Origin of the sequence: Streptomyces sp. H27-H5, assembly GCF_026627505.1 — a bacterium.
Taxonomy (GTDB): domain Bacteria; phylum Actinomycetota; class Actinomycetes; order Streptomycetales; family Streptomycetaceae; genus Streptomyces.
The window spans coordinates 110598-128237 of sequence record NZ_JAPNLK010000004.1 but is presented as its reverse complement, the minus strand read 5'-3'; the positions used below and the strand labels follow the sequence as shown (position 1 = coordinate 128237).

Below are 17640 nucleotides of genomic sequence, written 5' to 3'. Positions count from 1 at the left end.
ATACAGGCACCGTCACGAGGCCGTCCCCTTTCATCGGGGGGCGGCCTCGTGTCGTTTCCGCGTCCGGATCCTTCCGGGCCCCGCCCCTGTTCCCCGTGCGTGACGTCCCCGCGCCCGAGGGGCCGCGGCCGGTGATCCGTGACGCGTTCCTCGTGACTTTGATGTCCCTCAACAGGAGGTAGTGAGCCATGGCCCTCGACCAGACCTTCGTGGGGCGGAGCTACCCGCCCACCGATCCGTACGAGGTCGGCCGGGAGAAGATCCGCGAATTCGCCGTCGCCGTGGGCGACGAGAATCCCGTCTACACCGACCCCGAAGCCGCGAAGGCGCTCGGTCACCAGGACGTGATCGCGCCGCCGACCTTCGTGTTCGCCATCACGTTCCAGGCGGCGAGCCAGGTCATCGAGGACCCGCAGTTGGGTCTGGACTACAGCCGCGTCGTGCACGGTGACCAGAAGTTCGCGTACGTCCGCCCCGTGCGGGCCGGCGACCGGCTCTCCGTGACCTCCACCATCGAGGCCGTGAAGTCGCTCGCGGGCAACGACATCATCGACATCCGGGGCGAGGTCCACGACGCCTCCGGCGAGCACGTGGTGACGGCGTGGACCAAGCTCGTGTCCCGCGCTCCCCAGGAGGCCTGAGATGACCGCGCAGATCCAGTACGCCGACGTGGAGGTCGGCACCGAACTCCCGGCGGCCTCCTTCCCCGTGACGCGCGCCACGCTCGTCCGGTACGCGGGCGCCTCGGGTGACTTCAACCCGATCCACTGGAACGAGAAGTTCGCCAAGGAGGTCGGGCTGCCGGACGTGATCGCGCACGGCATGTTCACCATGGCCGAGGCGATCCGCGTGGTCACTGACTGGCTGGGCGACCCCGGCGCGGTCGTCGAGTACGGCGTGCGCTTCACCAAGCCCGTCGTCGTCCCCAACGACGACACGGGCGCCCTGATCGAGGTCACCGCCAAGGTGGCGGCCAAGCTGGACGACAACCGGGTCCGGGTGGACCTGACGGCGATGAGCGCGGGCCAGAAGGTCCTGGGCATGTCGCGCGCCGTGGTCCGACTGGCCTGAGGCCGGCGCGCGCCCGCGACCGTCGGGCAGGGGCCGTCCCGGCCCGCCGGTCGCCGCGCCGCCGCCCCGCGGCGGACGTCCTGCCGGGGGACCGGTTCCTACCGGGGGATCGCGGCGAGCAGCCGGCGGGCGGCCTCCGCGACCGCCTCGCGGACGGCCGGGTCGGTGATCGTCCCCGTTCCCGCGTCCACGACGGCCCGGGGGACCGGTACCCGCGCGCAGGCCTCCTCCACGACGCTCGCCCCCGTGTAGCCGAGGACCGTGCGCAACGCCCGGTGGGCCCCCGCGGCGCCCGTCGGGGACGAGGACGCGTTGATCCAACCGACCGGCTTGTCCACGATCTCGACGCCGCCGACCGTCCAGTCCAGCAGGTTCTTGAACGAGCCGGGGAGATCGCCCGCGTACTCCGGCGTGCAGAACAGCACCGCGTCCGCCCCCGCGATCAGCTCGCGCAGCCGGACGACCTCGGCCGGCAGGGGTTCCACGTCGTCGTCGGGATTGAAGTGCGGGAGCCTCGCCAGGTCGAGGTAGGGCGTGGCGCGCACCGCCTCGCCGAGGACCTCGGGAACGGTCAGGATCACCGAGGTGTTGGTGGAGCCGGCGCGGGTGCTTCCGCTGATCAGGGCGAGGTGCGGGGTTCGGGTCACGGGCGAGATGCTACGGCCGTGCGATGCCGCGGCCGAAGGGGTCGGGAGGCGGCCCGCGAAGAGGCGTTGACGAAGTTAGTGATTGAGTACTAACTTACTTCCATGGCAAGGATGAGCGCAGACGAGCGACGCGAGAGCGTCATCCGTGCGGCGATGCACGAGTTCGCGCGGGGCGGTTACCACGGGACCTCCACCGAGACGATCGCCAAGCGGGTGGGCGTCTCGCAGCCTTACCTGTTCCGGCTGTTCCCGAGCAAGCAGGCGATCTTCATCGAAGTCGTCGCCCGCTGCACCGAGGACATCCGGCTCGCCTTCGAGGAGGCCTCCGAGGGCCTCGGCGGCGAGGAAGCGCTCAAGGCCATGGCGCAGACGTACAAGCGGCTCATCGCCGAGCACCCCGACAAGCTCCTGATGCAACTCCAGTCGAACGTGGCCGTCGCGGCCGCCGAGGCCGCGGGGGAGTCGGAGTTCGGGGAGATGGTCCGGGCCGGCTGGATGCGCCTGTGGGACACCGTGCGGGCGGCGATCGGCGGCGACGCCGACCAGGTCGCGGGCTTCATGGCGCACGGGATGCTCATCAACACCCTCTCCGCCCTGGGCTTCCCGCCCGAGCACCGCGTCTGGGAGGGGTGTCGCCTCCTGGACGAGGCGGACGGCCCCGGACCCGACGTCCGTACGAGCGCCTAGTACGCGACCGGCCGCGTCATCGGCCGGGCCACCGTTCGACCCCGTCCCGGCGGTCGTGCGGGCAGAGAAGTTAGTCAGCAATAACTAACAAACAGCATCTGTAGGGGGAAACGTGGACAGGCAAGGCACCGCACCCGGCGACACGAGCGCCGACACCAGGCTCAAGGGACCCGCCGTCTGGGCCCTCGTCCTCACCGGCGTCGCCAGCTTCATGGCGGCCCTCGACAACCTCGTCGTCACCACCGCCCTGCCCGCGATCCGCGAGGACCTCGGCGGCAAGCTGGAGGACCTGGAGTGGACGGTGAACGCCTACACGCTCACCTTCGCCGTGCTCCTCATGTTCGGCTCCGCCCTCGGTGACCGCTTCGGCCGCCGCCGGCTGTTCATCGTCGGACTCTCGATCTTCACCGGCGCCTCGGCCGCCGCGGCCCTCTCACCCGGCATAGACGAGCTGATCGCCGCCCGGGCCGTCCAAGGCGTGGGCGCGGCGATCATGATGCCGCTCACCCTCACCCTCCTCACCGCCGCCGTCCCGGCCGCCCGACGCGGCATGGCCCTCGGCATCTACGGGGCCGTCACCGGCCTCGCCGTCGCCAGCGGCCCCCTCATCGGCGGCAGCCTCACCGAACACATCTCCTGGCAGTGGATCTTCTGGCTCAACGTGCCGATCGGTCTCGCCCTGATCCCCCTCGCCCGACTGCGGCTCGCCGAGTCCACGGCCCCCGACTCCCGCCTCGACGTCCCCGGCACGATCCTCATCAGCGGCGGCCTCTTCGGGATCGTCTACGCCCTGGTCAACGCCAACTCCGAGGGCTGGACCAGCGCCCCCGTCCTCACCGGCCTGATCCTCGGCAGCGCGCTCGTCGGCGCCTTCATCCGCCACGGCATCCGCCACGCGAACCCCATGCTCCCCATGCGGCTCTTCCGCAACCGGGGCTTCCTCGGGATCAACCTGGCCAGCCTGCTGATGTTCCTCGGCATGTTCGGTTCGATCTTCCTGCTCGCCCAGTTCCTCCAAGGCGTCGCCGGCTACTCGCCCACCGAGGCCGGACTGCGCATGCTCCCCTGGACCGGCATGCCGATGATCGTCGCGCCGATCGCCGGCATCCTCTCCGACCGCATCGGGGGCCGGCCGGTCGTCGCCGCCGGACTGGCCTTCCAGGCCCTCGGACTCGGCTGGTTCGCGGTGATCCTCAGCGCCGACGTCTCGTACGCCGCCCAGCTCCCCGCCCTCGTCCTGAGCGGCATCGGCATGGCCCTGTACTTCGCCCCCGCCGCCAACGTGCTGATGTCCACCGTGGCCCCCGCCGACCAGGGCAAGGCCTCCGGCACCAACAACGCCCTCCGCGAGGTCGGCGGCGCCCTCGGAGTCGCCGTCCTCGCCTCGGTCTTCTCCGCCCAGGGCGGCTACGAGAGCCCCCAAGCCTTCACCGACGGCACGATCCCCGCCCTGTGGATCGGCGCGATCGCCGTCGCCCTCGCCGCCGGCCTGGCCCTCCTGCTCCCGGGCAGGGCCAAGACCCGGGACCTCCCCGCGACTCCCACGACCCCCGCGAGCCCCGAGGCCGCCGCCCCGGCGCCGGCCAAGGTGCCCGCCGCCGGCTGAGGCCGGGCCCCGTGTCGGCGGGCACCCCGCCGACACGGGGGAAGAACCGGTACGGTCCGTGGCCCCGCAGGGATGCGAGGGGGACGGACCGTACTCTTGTCCCCGTGCAGGAACTCCACGACGCCCCCCTCGCCCCGCTGACCACCTTCCGCCTCGGCGGCCCCGCGGCCCGGCTGGTCACCGCGACCACCGACGCCGAGGTGATCGCCGCCGTCCGCGCCGCGGACGAGACCGGCACCCCGCTGCTGATCATCGGCGGCGGCAGCAACCTGGTCATCGGTGACCGGGGATTCGCCGGCACCGCCCTGCGCATCGCCACCACCGGGTTCACCCTCGACGGCACGCGCCTGGAGCTCGCCGCCGGCGAGAACTGGAGCGACGCCGTCGCCCGCACCGTCGACGCCGGCCTCGCCGGCATCGAGTGCCTCGCCGGCATCCCCGGCTCCGCCGGCGCCACGCCCATCCAGAACGTCGGGGCGTACGGCCAGGAGGTCTGCGACACCATCACCGAGGTCGTCGCCTACGACCGCACCACCGGCGAAACGGTCACCCTCCCCGCCGACGCGTGCGGCTTCCGCTACCGCAACAGCACCTTCAAGGACCAGCCCGGCCGCTACGTGGTCCTGCGCGTGCGCTTCGCCCTCGAAGACGCCGGCGGCCTGTCCGCGCCGATCAAGTACCCCGAGACCGCCCGCGCCCTCGGTGTGGAGGCCGGCGACCGCGTCCCGGCCGCCACCGCCCGCGAGACCGTGCTGCGCCTGCGCGCCGGCAAGGGCATGGTCCTCGACCCCGCCGACCACGACACCTGGTCGGCCGGCTCGTTCTTCCACAACCCGATCCTGAGCGACGAGGCCTACGCCGCCTTCCTCGCCCGGGTCCAGGACCGCCTCGGCGCCGAGACCGCCCCGCCCGCCTACCCCGCGGGCGACGGCCGGACGAAGACCAGCGCGGCCTGGCTGATCGACAAGGCCGGCTTCACCAAGGGCTACGGCACCGGCCCCGCCCGGATCTCCACCAAGCACACCCTCGCCCTCACCAACCGCGGCGAGGCCACCACCGAGGACCTCCTCGCCCTGGCCCGCGAGGTCGTCGCGGGCGTCCACGCGGCCTTCGGCGTCACCCTGGTCAACGAACCGGTGACGGTCGGCGTCAGCATCTGAGGAGTCCCGGCCGCCATGCAATGCCCCCTGCACGGTGCCGGCACGGACCCCACCCGGCTGGTGGGACGCACGATCAGCAGCGTCGTCGCGTCCTGGCACGTCTACGAGGGCGAACGCTCCGAGGCGCCGCTCGACGTGTGGCTCATCGACAACGAGGGCGAGTCCACCCGCATCACCACCGGGTCCGACCAGTGCCTCATCGTCGAGTCGGAGTCCCCGCACGCGCCCTACGACATGGGGGAGTGGGGCCGCATCGAGGTCGGCGAGGACCTCGGCGACCACCCCTTCCTGCGCCACCTCGGCGAGACCGTCGCCACCGTGGCCGAGTACGCCGTCCCCGAGACCGGGCGCACCCACCTGGAGATCGGCTTCGTCGACGGCGACCGCGTCCGGGCCGACTGCTACGAGGGAGACCTGCGGCTCACCCGGTGAGCCAGTGGTCGATCCCCGCCAGCAGCTTCCCCTGGACGTCCTCCGGCGCGGCCGAACCGCGCACCGACTGCCGGGCCAACTCCGCCAACTCCGCGTCCGTGAAACCGTGGTGGCGGCGCGCGATCTCGTACTGGGCCGCCAGCCGGGACCCGAACAGGAGCGGGTCGTCCGCCCCCAGCGCCATCGGCACCCCCGCCTCGAAGAGCGTGCGCAACGGCACGTCCTCGGGGCGCTCGTAGACGCCCAGGGCCACGTTGGACGCCGGGCAGACCTCACAGGTGACCTGCCGGTCCGCGAGCCGCTTCAGCAGCCGCGGATCCTCGGCCGCCCGCACGCCGTGCCCGATGCGGGAGGCGTCCAGGTCGTCCAGGCAGTCCCGGACCGAGGCCGGGCCGGTCAGCTCCCCGCCGTGCGGGGCCGCCAACAGGCCCCCCTCGCGGGCGATGGCGAAGGCCCGGTCGAAGTCACGGGCCATGCCGCGGCGTTCGTCGTTGGAGAGACCGAAGCCGACGATGCCGCGGTCGGCGTACCGGACGGCGAGCCGGGCCAGCGTGCGGGCATCGAGGGGGTGCTTCATGCGGTTCGCCGCGATGATCACCCGCATCCCCAGGCCGGTCTCCCGGGAGGCCGCGTCCACGGCATCGAGGATGATCTCCACGGCCGGGATCATCCCGCCGAGGAGCGGGGCGTAGGAAGTGGGATCCACCTGGATCTCCAGCCAACCGCTGCCGTCCCGCACGTCCTCCTCGGCGGCCTCGCGCACCAGCCTGCGGATGTCGTCGGGCTCGCGCAGACAGGACCGGGCGGTGTCGTAGAGCCGCTGGAAGCGGAACCAGCCCCGCTCGTCGGTGGCCCGCAGCTTGGGCGGTTCGCCCCCGGTCAGCGCCTCGGGCAGGCGCACGCCGTACTTGTCGGCGAGCTCCAGCAGGGTCGACGGGCGCATCGATCCGGTGAAGTGCAGGTGGAGGTGGGCTTTCGGCAGAAGCGTGAGATCGCGTACGTGCTCCATCCGGTGATCCTGCCGTACTCACGCGCCGAGCGGGAGGGCGTTTTACCCATCGGGGTCTTGCTCGAACGGGTGAGCGACTCCCGCCGGACCCCGCAGACGCACGAGCGGCGGCCCCCCGGGCCGGGGAACCGCCGCTCGTGAACCGCTCGGAAAGCCCCGCAGGACTAGGCCTTGGCCTCCGCCAGCAGCTTCTGGATCCGGGACACGCCCTCCACCAGGTCCTCGTCGCCCAGCGCGTACGAGAGACGGAGGTAACCCGGGGTGCCGAAGGCCTCGCCCGGGACGACCGCGACCTCGGCCTCGTCGAGGATCAGCGCGGCCAGCTCGACGGAGGTCTGCGGGCGCTTGCCGCGGATCTCCTTGCCGAGCACGTCCTTGACCGACGGGTACACGTAGAAGGCACCCTCGGGCGTCGGGCAGAACACGCCGTCGATCTCGTTCAGCATCCGCACGATCGTCTGGCGGCGGCGGTCGAAGGCGACGCGCATCTCGTGGACCGCGTCCAGGTTGCCGGACACGGCGGCCAGCGCCGCGACCTGCGCCACGTTGGAGACGTTGGAGGTGGCGTGGGACTGGAGGTTGGTCGCGGCCTTCACGACGTCCTTGGGGCCGATGATCCAGCCCACGCGCCAGCCCGTCATCGCGTACGTCTTGGCGACGCCGTTCACGATGATGCACTTGTCGGCCAGCTCGGGAACGATCGCCGGGAGCGAGACGAACTTCGCGTCGCCGTAGACCAGGTGCTCGTAGATCTCGTCCGTCAGGACCCACAGGCCCTTGTCGGCGGCCCAACGGCCGATCGCCTCGGCGTCGGCCTCGGAGTAGACGGCGCCCGTCGGATTGGAGGGGGAGACGAAGAGGACGACCTTGGTGCGCTCGGTGCGCGCGGCCTCCAGCTGCTCGACCGAGACCCGGTAACCGGAGGTCTCGTCGGCGACGACCTCGACCGGGACGCCGCCCGCGAGGCGGATCGACTCCGGGTAGGTGGTCCAGTACGGAGCCGGGACGATGACCTCGTCGCCCGGGTCGAGGATGGCCGCGAACGCCTCGTAGATGGCCTGCTTGCCGCCGTTGGTCACCAGGATCTGGGAGGCGTCGACCTCGTAGCCGGAGTCGCGCAACGTCTTCGCGGCGATCGCGGCCTTCAGCTCGGGCAGACCGCCGGCCGGCGTGTAGCGGTGGTTCTTCGGGTTGCGGCAGGCCTCGACGGCGGCCTCGACGATGTAGTCCGGCGTCGGGAAGTCGGGCTCGCCCGCGCCGAAGCCGATCACCGGGCGCCCGGCGGCCTTGAGGGCCTTGGCCTTGGCGTCCACGGCGAGGGTGGCGGACTCGGAAATGGCGCCGATACGGGCGGACACCCGGCGCTCGGAGGAAGGCGTTGCAGAGGTCATGGGTCCAATCGTCCCAGACGGTCCGGAAGCGCCGCACACCGTTTCAGGTACCGGACGAACGAGATCCGGACGCCCTCCCCGGCGGCTTCTGTTCGACGTCAGGGCCAGGAGCACGTATGCTCACCTGTCGTTGGACCTCGCCGACAGCTCCAAAGCGTGCGCACTCCGTGCACTCGCTCGGATGCGGTAGGTTGGGGAACGCAAAGGGTCGTAGCTCAATTGGTAGAGCACTGGTCTCCAAAACCAGCGGTTGGGGGTTCGAGTCCCTCCGGCCCTGCTCCACACTCCTTCTCGGATGTGTGCGCAGGTACGTACTTCGATGCAACGCCGTGCGGCGCAACCGGGCGCGGCTACGGCCACGACCCGGATTCAGGTGAGAGACGTGACGGACGCCCTGGGCTCCATCGACATGCCTGACGCCGAGGACGACACTCGCGAGAAGAAGGCCCGCAAGGGCGGCAAGCGCGGCAAGAAGGGCCCTCTGGGCCGGCTCGCGCTGTTCTACCGCCAGATTGTCGCGGAACTCCGCAAGGTTGTATGGCCGACCCGCAACCAACTCACGACGTACACCACCGTGGTGATTGTCTTCGTCGTCATCATGATCGGTCTGGTGACCGTGATTGACTATGGGTTCCAGGAAGCCATCAAGTTCGTCTTCGGCTGATCCCCGCGGAGGGCGGCGCCTTGATGGGTGCCGCCCGTTTTCGCATGTTCGACCACCTTTTGTATCCAGGAAGAAGCAGCCACCGTGTCTGACCCGAACCTGAACGTGAGCCCCGACTCCGTCGAGTCCGTCGAGGACGAGCTCGACATCGTCGAGGCTGCAGACGCCGTGGACCCCGACGAAGCCGAGCTCGCCGACGCCGAGGCGGGTGCCGCCGCCGAAGAGGCCGCGCTGCACGTCGAGGACGAGGTTGACGCGCAGGCCGAGGACGACGCGGAGGCCGAAGAGGCCACCGACGACGTCGAGACCGACGAGGACGCCGAAGAGGCCGAGGACGACGAGGCTGCCGAAGAGGCCGCCGAGGTCGAGCCCGCCGAGCCGGTCGACCCCACCGAGGCCCTGCGCCAGGAGCTGCGCTCCCTGCCGGGCGAGTGGTACGTGATCCACACCTACGCGGGCTACGAGAAGCGCGTGAAGGCGAACCTGGAGCAGCGCGCCGTCTCGCTGAACGTCGAGGAGTTCATCTACCAGGCCGAGGTGCCCGAGGAAGAGATCGTCCAGATCAAGAACGGCGAGCGCAAGAACGTCCGGCAGAACAAGCTGCCCGGTTACGTTCTCGTCCGCATGGATCTGACGAACGAGTCCTGGGGCGTCGTCCGCAACACCCCCGGTGTCACCGGCTTCGTCGGCAACGCCTACGACCCGTACCCGCTGACCCTGGACGAGATCCTCAAGATGCTCGCGCCGGAGGCCAAGGAGAAGGCCGACAAGGCCGCCGCCGAGGCCGCGGGCCTGCCCGCGCCGGCCGTCAAGCGCACCATCGAGGTCCTGGACTTCGAGGTCGGCGACTCGGTCACCGTCACCGACGGCCCGTTCGCGACGCTGCAGGCGACGATCAACGAGATCAACCCGGACTCGAAGAAGGTCAAGGGTCTCGTCGAGATCTTCGGTCGCGAGACCCCGGTCGAACTCAGCTTCGACCAGATCCAGAAGAACTGATCACGTTCCTCTGAGCAACTGCTTCGAACAGGTCAGATCGCCCCGAAAAGGGTGGTCTGACCTGCTCGGTTTTTAGCCTCGCACCGATACCCGTTATCGTGGTGCGGTATGCCTCCATCCGGATGACCGGATGAAGGCGAAAACTCTCACTAGGACCCGGAGAGAGCAATGCCTCCCAAGAAGAAGAAGATCACGGGGCTTATCAAGCTCCAGATCAAGGCCGGTGCGGCCAACCCGGCTCCGCCGGTCGGCCCCGCGCTCGGTCAGCACGGCGTCAACATCATGGAGTTCTGCAAGGCCTACAACGCCGCGACCGAGTCGCAGCGTGGCATGGTCGTGCCGGTGGAGATCACGGTCTACGACGACCGTTCCTTCACCTTCATCACCAAGACTCCGCCGGCCGCGCGCCTCATCCTGAAGAGCGCGGGCGTGGAGAAGGGCTCCGGCGAGCCGCACAAGACCAAGGTCGCGAAGCTCACGCGTGACCAGGTCCGCGAGATCGCCACGCTCAAGATGCCTGACCTGAACGCCAACGACATCGACGCGGCCGAGAAGATCATCGCCGGCACCGCGCGTTCGATGGGCATCACGGTCGAAGGCTGATTCAGCCACACCGCCCAGCAACACCAGTGGTAGGGCCAAGCGCTGGTCCGCACCACGACTCCACGCCTGAAGTCACAACACAGGAGCAGAAGTGAAGCGCAGCAAGACTCTCCGCGCTGCGGACGCCAAGGTCGACCGGGAGAAGCAGTACGCCCCGCTCGAGGCCGTCCGTCTCGCCAAGGAGACCTCCGCCACCAAGTTCGACAGCACCGTCGAGATCGCCTTCCGCCTGGGTGTAGACCCGCGCAAGGCCGACCAGATGGTCCGCGGCACCGTGAACCTCCCGCACGGCACCGGCAAGACCGCCCGGGTCCTGGTCTTCGCGACCGGTGACCGTGCTGCGGCCGCGGAAGCCGCCGGCGCCGACATCGTCGGCGATGACGAGCTGATCAACGAGATCGCCAAGGGCAACCGCCTCAACGAGTTCGACGCCGTTGTCGCCACCCCGGACCTCATGGGCAAGGTCGGCCGCCTCGGCCGCGTGCTCGGTCCCCGTGGCCTCATGCCGAACCCGAAGACCGGCACCGTCACGATGGACGTCGCCAAGGCTGTCACCGAGATCAAGGGTGGCAAGATCGAGTTCCGCGTCGACAAGCACTCGAACCTGCACTTCATCATCGGCAAGGTCTCCTTCTCCGATGAGCAGCTCGTCGAGAACTACGGCGCGGCCCTGGATGAGATCCTTCGTCTGAAGCCGTCCGCCGCGAAGGGCCGTTACATCAAGAAGGCCGCCCTGAGCACCACGATGGGTCCCGGCATCCAGCTGGACTCGAACCGCACCCGGAACCTCCTCGTCGAGGAAGACCCGGCCGCGGTCTGAGCCTCACGGCTCTGAGCCCTCGGGCTCGCTGAACGGCAGAACGGGCCCCTCGGCTCCCTCACGGGAGCCGAGGGGCCCGTTCGCTTTCCCCGCCCTTCTGTGGGGCGCGCCACACCTGCGCGGAACGCGCGAAATGCACACGACGATGCCGGATCACGCCGCGTAAGGTCGAAATCAAACAAACGATCACATCAGGGGTGGGGACTCCATGCTCGTACACCGCAACAAGACCGCCGGCGCCGTTTTGGCCGCCGTCCTGCTCGTGGGTGGGGCCACGGCGTGTGAGGACGGCAAGAAGGACGGAGCGGCCAAGCCGGCGGCTCCGGCCGCCACGCCGTCCAAGGCCGCCGTCCAGGTCACGCCGGCCGCGTACCTGGAGAAGGTGAAGAAGAAGTCCGAGGAGATCACCTCGCTTCGCTACACCATGTCCGGGACCGCCATGGGCGAGAAGGTCTCCGGCGAGGCTTCGATGCGCATGAAGCCCACCGTGGCCATGGCCATGAAGATGGCGACCCCCGGCGCCACGGGCGGCGCCGAGTCGGTCGAGATCCGCATGCTGGACGGCGCCATGTACATGGGCACTGACGGCAAGTGGATGAAGTTCGACATCAAGGCGATGGACCCCGAGACCGCGAAGCAGATGGAGAACCTCGGCCAGGCCTCGCAGTCGGGCCAGAACCCGAGTGACCAGGCCGACGCGCTGCTCAAGGCCCAGGACCTCACGTCCCTCGGCGACGAGACCATCGACGGCGTGAAGACGCGGCACCTCGTCGGCACCGTCCCGTTGGAGAAGATGCGGGCCTCCCTGGCGACGGCGACGCCCGAGGAGAAGCAGCGCCAGGAGAAGTCCCTCAAGGCGTTGGAGGACGAGGGCATCAAGAGCCTGACCCTGGACATGTGGATCGACGAGCAGGACCACACCAAGCAGGTCCGCACCCGTGGCGCCGCAACCAAGGGCCCGATGGACATGACCATCAAGTTCCTCGACTTCAACAAGCCGGTCGAGATCACCGCCCCGCCGGCCGACCAGGTCATGGACCTCGGCCAGATGATGAAGGACAGCGGCGCGCAGGGCTGATCGGCCCCCTCCCGGACCCGTCGTACGGGCTGATCCCGAGCGGATTTGCTTGACAGCGTCTGGTTCACGTACGCTTCCCCAGAAGCCAAAGACCGCTGGTCGTTGCCGTACTCGCAAGGGTGCGGTGGCCGAAGGATCCGCTGAATGCGGACGTCCTGCGCAGGTGTTCGTGGAAAGCTCCCGGATTCATCCGGTCGAGCTACGCCCCGTGCGCTTGCGCCGGGGCGTTCTTGTTGTCCAGCCCCTTCTGAGCGGTCCTCATCACCCGGAAGGAGGCCGAAGCGCTATGCCGACGCCCAACAAGGCTGCCGCGGTAGCCGAGCTCAAGGACGCGTTCCAGAGCTCGAACGCCGCCGTGCTGACCGAGTACCGGGGTCTCACCGTGGCGCAGCTCAAGACGCTGCGTCGTTCGCTCGGTGAGAACGCCCAGTACGCCGTGGTGAAGAACACGCTGACCAAGATTGCGGCCAACCAGGCCGGGATCACCGCGCTGGACGAGCACTTCGCTGGTCCGACCGCGGTCGCCTTCATCACCGGTGACCCGGTGGAGTCGGCGAAGAGCCTGCGTGACTTCGCCAAGGACAACCCGAACCTCATCATCAAGGCGGGTGTCCTTGATGGTAAGGCGCTCACCGCCGATGAGATCAAGAAGCTTGCGGACCTCGAGTCCCGCGAGGTTCTGCTCAGCAAGCTGGCCGGCGCGTTCAAGGGCAAGCAGTCTCAGGCTGCCTCGCTCTTCCAGGCGCTGCCGTCGAAGTTCGTCCGCACCGCGGAAGCGCTTCGCGTCAAGCTCGCCGAGCAGGGCGGTGCCGAGTAATTCGGCTCGCGCACTGATCCACGCCGCCTAGTGCGTGGGTCGTAGCGGGCCGTTACGCCCGCCTCTATATACATCCGGCACCTGCCGAATTAGTGGAAGGATCGCCCATCATGGCGAAGCTCTCTCAGGACGACCTCCTCGCCCAGTTCGAGGAGATGACCCTCATCGAGCTCTCCGAGTTCGTGAAGGCCTTCGAGGAGAAGTTCGACGTCACCGCCGCCGCGGCCGTCGCCGTTGCCGGTCCGGCCGGCCCGGGCGCCGTTGCCGAGGCTGCTGAGGAGCAGGACGAGTTCGACGTCATCCTCACCGGCGCCGGCGACAAGAAGATCCAGGTCATCAAGGTCGTGCGCGAGCTGACCTCCCTGGGTCTGAAGGAGGCCAAGGACCTCGTGGACGGCGCTCCGAAGCCGGTCCTCGAGAAGGTCGCCAAGGAGGCCGCTGACAAGGCCGCCGAGTCCCTCAAGGCTGCCGGCGCGGCTGTCGAGGTCAAGTAACACCTCAGAGGCTCTCTGAAGCCTCTTCAAAGGGCGATCACCCGTAAGGGTGGTCGCCCTTTGGCGTACCCGGAGTGCCTGACTTGCCCTGGTCTCGTTGGGGAGTAGGGTGATCTTCGTTGCCTCGAAGCAGGGTCCGGAGATGATCCGCTCGGAGCAGGGGGCCTTGACGAACGGCCGGTGGCGCGCAATTCTCAGACCCGTCGTGAGATGAGTCGGCTCGCTCCGGTGATCCGAGGCGAGGATCGACGATCCGAGGCATGGATCGACCACGAAGAGGGCAGTACTGATACGCGCTCTGTGTACGAGAGCGCCGCAGCGTTGGATGCAGGGTTGGTTTTTAAACGACACGGGGAAGGCCTGTTGCCGGTTTCCGGAAACCTGGTCTGGACATCAGTGAGCCGAGTGGCTACACTGACCCTTTGCGCTGCCTGTTAGCTGCCCCCTGCCCGTCGCCAGGGGCATGCCCACGCTTGAGCACACTTGATTGATCCGTCCTGACCTGGTCTTTCGGCCAAGTCGGGGGCGTCCGTCTTCTGTGTCGGCTGGGACCGGTACGCGCGTAGTGAGTCCGAGCCCTCGGAAGGACCCCCTCTTGGCCGCCTCGCGCAACGCCTCGACCAATACGAACAACGGTGCCAGCACCGCCCCGCTGCGCATCTCCTTTGCAAAGATCAAGGAGCCCCTCGAGGTTCCGAACCTCCTGGCGCTGCAGACCGAGAGCTTTGACTGGCTGCTCGGCAACGCCGCCTGGAAGTCTCGCGTCGAGTCGGCGCTTGAGAGCGGACAGGACGTTCCCACCAAGTCCGGTCTGGAAGAGATCTTCGAGGAGATCTCGCCGATCGAGGACTTCTCCGGGTCGATGTCGCTGACGTTCCGCGACCACCGTTTCGAGCCGGCGAAGAACTCGGTCGACGAGTGCAAGGACCGCGACTTCACGTTCGCGGCGCCGCTTTTCGTCACCGCCGAGTTCACGAACAACGAGACCGGAGAGATCAAGTCTCAGACGGTCTTCATGGGCGATTTCCCGCTCATGACCAACAAGGGCACGTTCGTCATCAACGGCACCGAGCGTGTCGTCGTGTCGCAGCTGGTCCGTTCCCCTGGTGTCTACTTCGACTCCTCCATCGACAAGACGTCCGACAAGGACATCTTCGCAGCCAAGATCATCCCGTCCCGGGGTGCCTGGCTGGAGATGGAGATCGACAAGCGCGACATGGTCGGTGTCCGCATCGACCGCAAGCGCAAGCAGTCCGTCACCGTCCTCCTGAAGGCTCTCGGCTGGACCACCGAGCAGATCCTCGAAGAGTTCGGCGAGTACGAGTCCATGCGCGCCACCCTGGAGAAGGACCACACCCAGGGCCAGGACGACGCGCTGCTCGACATCTACCGCAAGCTGCGTCCGGGCGAACCGCCGACCCGCGAGGCCGCTCAGACGCTGCTCGAGAACCTCTACTTCAACCCGAAGCGCTACGACCTCGCCAAGGTCGGCCGCTACAAGGTGAACAAGAAGCTCGGCGCGGACGAGCCGCTGGACGCCGGTGTGCTCACCACGGACGACGTCATCGCGACCATCAAGTACCTGGTCAAGCTGCACGCCGGTGAGACCGAGACGACCGGCGAGTCCGGCCGTTCGATCGTCGTCGAGACCGACGACATCGACCACTTCGGCAACCGTCGTCTGCGCAACGTCGGCGAGCTCATCCAGAACCAGGTCCGCACGGGTCTGGCTCGTATGGAGCGCGTCGTCCGCGAGCGGATGACGACCCAGGACGTCGAGGCGATCACGCCGCAGACCCTGATCAACATCCGGCCGGTCGTCGCCTCCATCAAGGAGTTCTTCGGCACCAGCCAGCTGTCGCAGTTCATGGACCAGAACAACCCGCTGTCGGGTCTCACCCACAAGCGCCGTCTGTCGGCGCTCGGTCCGGGTGGTCTCTCGCGTGAGCGGGCCGGCTTCGAGGTCCGTGACGTGCACCCGTCGCACTACGGCCGCATGTGCCCGATCGAGACCCCCGAAGGCCCGAACATCGGTCTGATCGGCTCGCTCGCGTCCTACGGCCGCGTCAACGCGTTCGGTTTCGTCGAGACCCCGTACCGCAAGGTCATCGAAGGTGTCGTCACCGACGACGTCGACTACCTGACCGCGGACGAGGAAGACCGCTTCGTCATCGCCCAGGCCAACGCCGGCCTGTCCGACGACATGCGCTTCACGGAGAACCGCGTACTGGTTCGCCGTCGTGGTGGCGAGATCGACTACATCGCCGGCGACGACGTCGACTACATGGACGTCTCCCCGCGCCAGATGGTGTCCGTCGCGACCGCGATGATCCCCTTCCTGGAGCACGACGACGCCAACCGTGCCCTCATGGGCGCGAACATGATGCGCCAGGCCGTTCCGCTCATCAAGGCGGAGGCGCCGCTCGTCGGCACCGGCATGGAGTACCGCTGCGCCGTCGACGCCGGTGACTCGATCCGCGCGGAGAAGGACGGTGTCGTCCAGGAGGTCTCGGCCGACTACATCACCGTCGCCAACGACGACGGCACGTACACCACGTACCGCGTCGCGAAGTTCTCCCGCTCGAACCAGGGCACCTCGGTCAACCAGAAGGTCATCGTCAACGAGGGTGACCGCATCATCGAGGCGCAGGTCCTCGCCGACGGTCCCGCGACCGAAGAGGGCGAAATGGCCCTCGGCAAGAACCTGCTCGTCGCGTTCATGCCCTGGGAAGGTCACAACTACGAGGACGCGATCATCCTGTCGCAGCGCCTCGTGCAGGACGACGTCCTCTCCTCGATCCACATCGAGGAGCACGAGGTCGACGCCCGTGACACCAAGCTGGGCCCCGAGGAGATCACCCGGGACATCCCGAACGTCTCCGAGGAGGTCCTCGCCGACCTCGACGAGCGCGGCATCATCCGCATCGGTGCGGACGTCGTCGCCGGCGACATCCTGGTCGGCAAGGTCACGCCCAAGGGTGAGACCGAGCTGACCCCGGAGGAGCGTCTGCTCCGCGCGATCTTCGGTGAGAAGGCCCGCGAGGTGCGTGACACCTCGCTCAAGGTTCCTCACGGTGAGATCGGCAAGGTCATCGGTGTCCGCGTCTTCGACCGCGAGGAGGGCGACGAGCTTCCTCCGGGCGTGAACCAGCTGGTCCGCGTCTACGTCGCCCAGAAGCGCAAGATCACCGACGGTGACAAGCTCGCCGGCCGCCACGGCAACAAGGGTGTCATCTCCAAGATCCTTCCGATCGAGGACATGCCCTTCCTTGAGGACGGCACGCCGGTCGACATCATCCTGAACCCCCTGGGTGTCCCGTCCCGAATGAACCCGGGACAGGTCCTGGAGATCCACCTCGGCTGGCTCGCCAGCCGCGGTTGGGACGTCTCCGGTCTCGCCGAGGACTGGGCCGAGCGACTGAAGGTCATCGGTGCCGACCGCGTCGAGCCCGGTACCAACGTCGCCACCCCGGTGTTCGACGGTGCCCGCGAGGACGAGCTCGCCGGCCTCTTCGAGCACACCATCCCGAACCGCGACGGTGACCGTCTGGTCCTCCCGTCCGGCAAGGCGCGTCTGTTCGACGGCCGCTCCGGCGAGCCGTTCCCGGACCCGGTCTCCATCGGGTACATGTACATCCTCAAGCTCCACCACCTGGTCGACGACAAGCTCCACGCTCGGTCGACCGGTCCGTACTCGATGATCACGCAGCAGCCGCTGGGTGGTAAGGCGCAGTTCGGTGGCCAGCGCTTCGGTGAGATGGAGGTGTGGGCGCTTGAGGCTTATGGCGCCGCTTACGCCCTCCAGGAGCTGCTGACCATCAAGTCCGATGACGTCACCGGCCGCGTGAAGGTCTACGAGGCCATCGTCAAGGGCGAGAACATCCCCGAGCCGGGCATTCCCGAGTCCTTCAAGGTGCTCATCAAGGAAATGCAGTCGCTTTGCCTCAACGTGGAGGTGCTGTCCTCGGACGGCATGTCCATCGAGATGCGCGACACCGACGAGGACGTCTTCCGCGCGGCGGAGGAGCTCGGTATCGACCTGTCCCGGCGCGAGCCGAGCAGCGTCGAAGAGGTCTGACGGGCCTGACGGGGGGCTCGCTCAAGAGCCCCCCGTCATCCCCGGGACCGTTCAGACCATGATTGAGACTCGACCCCGAAAGAG

17 protein-coding genes and 1 tRNA gene are annotated in these 17640 nt (G+C 68.3%); 15 read left to right on the top strand and 3 right to left on the bottom strand.

Annotated features, from left to right (window positions below; translation table 11 throughout):
• Positions 1 to 188: 188 nt before the first annotated feature.
• Together OTB19_RS03090 and OTB19_RS03085 are read left to right on the top strand one after the other, a co-directional pair.
• Entirely contained in the window at positions 189 to 641 is a 453-nt protein-coding gene (locus OTB19_RS03090; protein WP_267796335.1) for a MaoC family dehydratase N-terminal domain-containing protein, read from the top strand.
• A gap of 1 nt (position 642) precedes the next feature.
• Positions 643 to 1071 carry a MaoC family dehydratase gene (locus OTB19_RS03085; RefSeq protein ID WP_267796334.1) on the top strand — a complete coding sequence of 143 codons (429 nt, stop codon included), beginning with the start codon at positions 643 to 645 and terminating at the stop codon, positions 1069 to 1071.
• Positions 1072 to 1169: 98 nt separating this feature from the next.
• Here OTB19_RS03085 and OTB19_RS03080 read toward each other — a convergent pair whose 3' ends face one another.
• Positions 1170 to 1718, bottom strand: a complete 549-nt coding sequence (locus tag OTB19_RS03080; RefSeq protein WP_267796333.1) for an NADPH-dependent FMN reductase — start codon at positions 1716 to 1718, stop codon at positions 1170 to 1172.
• Positions 1719 to 1820: 102 nt separating this feature from the next.
• On the opposite strand from OTB19_RS03080, the gene OTB19_RS03075 reads away from it, so the two are divergent.
• The 4 genes from OTB19_RS03075 to OTB19_RS03060 all read left to right on the top strand — a co-directional run bounded on the left by OTB19_RS03075 (position 1821) and on the right by OTB19_RS03060 (position 5603).
• Positions 1821 to 2405, top strand: a complete 585-nt coding sequence (locus OTB19_RS03075) for a TetR/AcrR family transcriptional regulator (protein ID WP_267796332.1) — start codon at positions 1821 to 1823, stop codon at positions 2403 to 2405.
• Between the two features lie 112 nt (positions 2406 to 2517).
• The gene (locus OTB19_RS03070) at positions 2518 to 4011 is read left to right on the top strand and encodes a DHA2 family efflux MFS transporter permease subunit (protein ID WP_267796331.1); all 1494 of its coding nucleotides are present in this window, start codon (positions 2518 to 2520) and stop codon (positions 4009 to 4011) included.
• An 11-nt stretch (positions 4012 to 4022) separates the two neighbouring features.
• Positions 4023 to 5171 carry a UDP-N-acetylmuramate dehydrogenase gene (locus tag OTB19_RS03065; RefSeq protein WP_267796330.1) on the top strand — a complete coding sequence of 383 codons (1149 nt, stop codon included), beginning with the start codon at positions 4023 to 4025 and terminating at the stop codon, positions 5169 to 5171.
• A gap of 15 nt (positions 5172 to 5186) precedes the next feature.
• Positions 5187 to 5603, top strand: coding sequence for a hypothetical protein (locus tag OTB19_RS03060; RefSeq protein ID WP_053682636.1), 417 nt, complete (start codon positions 5187 to 5189; stop codon positions 5601 to 5603).
• On the opposite strand, the gene OTB19_RS03055 is transcribed toward OTB19_RS03060, so the two are convergent.
• A complete protein-coding gene (locus OTB19_RS03055) occupies positions 5593 to 6612 on the bottom strand; it encodes an adenosine deaminase (RefSeq protein ID WP_053682635.1) in 1020 nt (339 codons plus the stop codon). The two genes, OTB19_RS03060 and OTB19_RS03055, sit on opposite strands and share 11 nt — an antisense overlap.
• Before the next feature lie 164 nt (positions 6613 to 6776).
• Complete coding sequence (locus OTB19_RS03050) at positions 6777 to 8003, bottom strand: pyridoxal phosphate-dependent aminotransferase (RefSeq protein ID WP_267796329.1); 1227 nt, start codon at positions 8001 to 8003, stop codon at positions 6777 to 6779.
• Positions 8004 to 8207: 204 nt separating this feature from the next.
• On the opposite strand from OTB19_RS03050, the gene OTB19_RS03045 reads away from it, so the two are divergent.
• From OTB19_RS03045 to rpoB, 9 genes are all read left to right on the top strand, one after another.
• A tRNA-Trp gene (locus OTB19_RS03045) sits at positions 8208 to 8280 on the top strand.
• Positions 8281 to 8385: 105 nt separating this feature from the next.
• A complete protein-coding gene (gene secE / locus OTB19_RS03040; RefSeq protein WP_030298162.1) occupies positions 8386 to 8667 on the top strand; it encodes a preprotein translocase subunit SecE in 282 nt (93 codons plus the stop codon).
• Positions 8668 to 8751: 84 nt separating this feature from the next.
• Positions 8752 to 9666, top strand: coding sequence for a transcription termination/antitermination protein NusG (nusG, locus tag OTB19_RS03035; RefSeq protein ID WP_267796328.1), 915 nt, complete (start codon positions 8752 to 8754; stop codon positions 9664 to 9666).
• Positions 9667 to 9834: 168 nt separating this feature from the next.
• Positions 9835 to 10269: a 50S ribosomal protein L11 gene (gene rplK / locus OTB19_RS03030; RefSeq protein WP_053682632.1), complete on the top strand. Its 435-nt coding sequence runs from the start codon at positions 9835 to 9837 to the stop codon at positions 10267 to 10269.
• Positions 10270 to 10360: 91 nt separating this feature from the next.
• Complete coding sequence (rplA, locus tag OTB19_RS03025) at positions 10361 to 11089, top strand: 50S ribosomal protein L1 (protein ID WP_267796327.1); 729 nt, start codon at positions 10361 to 10363, stop codon at positions 11087 to 11089.
• Between the two features lie 208 nt (positions 11090 to 11297).
• Positions 11298 to 12167: an LppX_LprAFG lipoprotein gene (locus tag OTB19_RS03020; protein ID WP_267796326.1), complete on the top strand. Its 870-nt coding sequence runs from the start codon at positions 11298 to 11300 to the stop codon at positions 12165 to 12167.
• A 286-nt stretch (positions 12168 to 12453) separates the two neighbouring features.
• Positions 12454 to 12984, top strand: a complete 531-nt coding sequence (gene rplJ, locus OTB19_RS03015; RefSeq protein ID WP_008739730.1) for a 50S ribosomal protein L10 — start codon at positions 12454 to 12456, stop codon at positions 12982 to 12984.
• Positions 12985 to 13094: 110 nt separating this feature from the next.
• Positions 13095 to 13478, top strand: a complete 384-nt coding sequence (gene rplL / locus OTB19_RS03010) for a 50S ribosomal protein L7/L12 (RefSeq protein ID WP_267796325.1) — start codon at positions 13095 to 13097, stop codon at positions 13476 to 13478.
• A 595-nt stretch (positions 13479 to 14073) separates the two neighbouring features.
• The gene (gene rpoB, locus OTB19_RS03005; protein WP_267796324.1) at positions 14074 to 17556 is read left to right on the top strand and encodes a DNA-directed RNA polymerase subunit beta; all 3483 of its coding nucleotides are present in this window, start codon (positions 14074 to 14076) and stop codon (positions 17554 to 17556) included.
• Positions 17557 to 17640 lie beyond the last annotated feature (84 nt).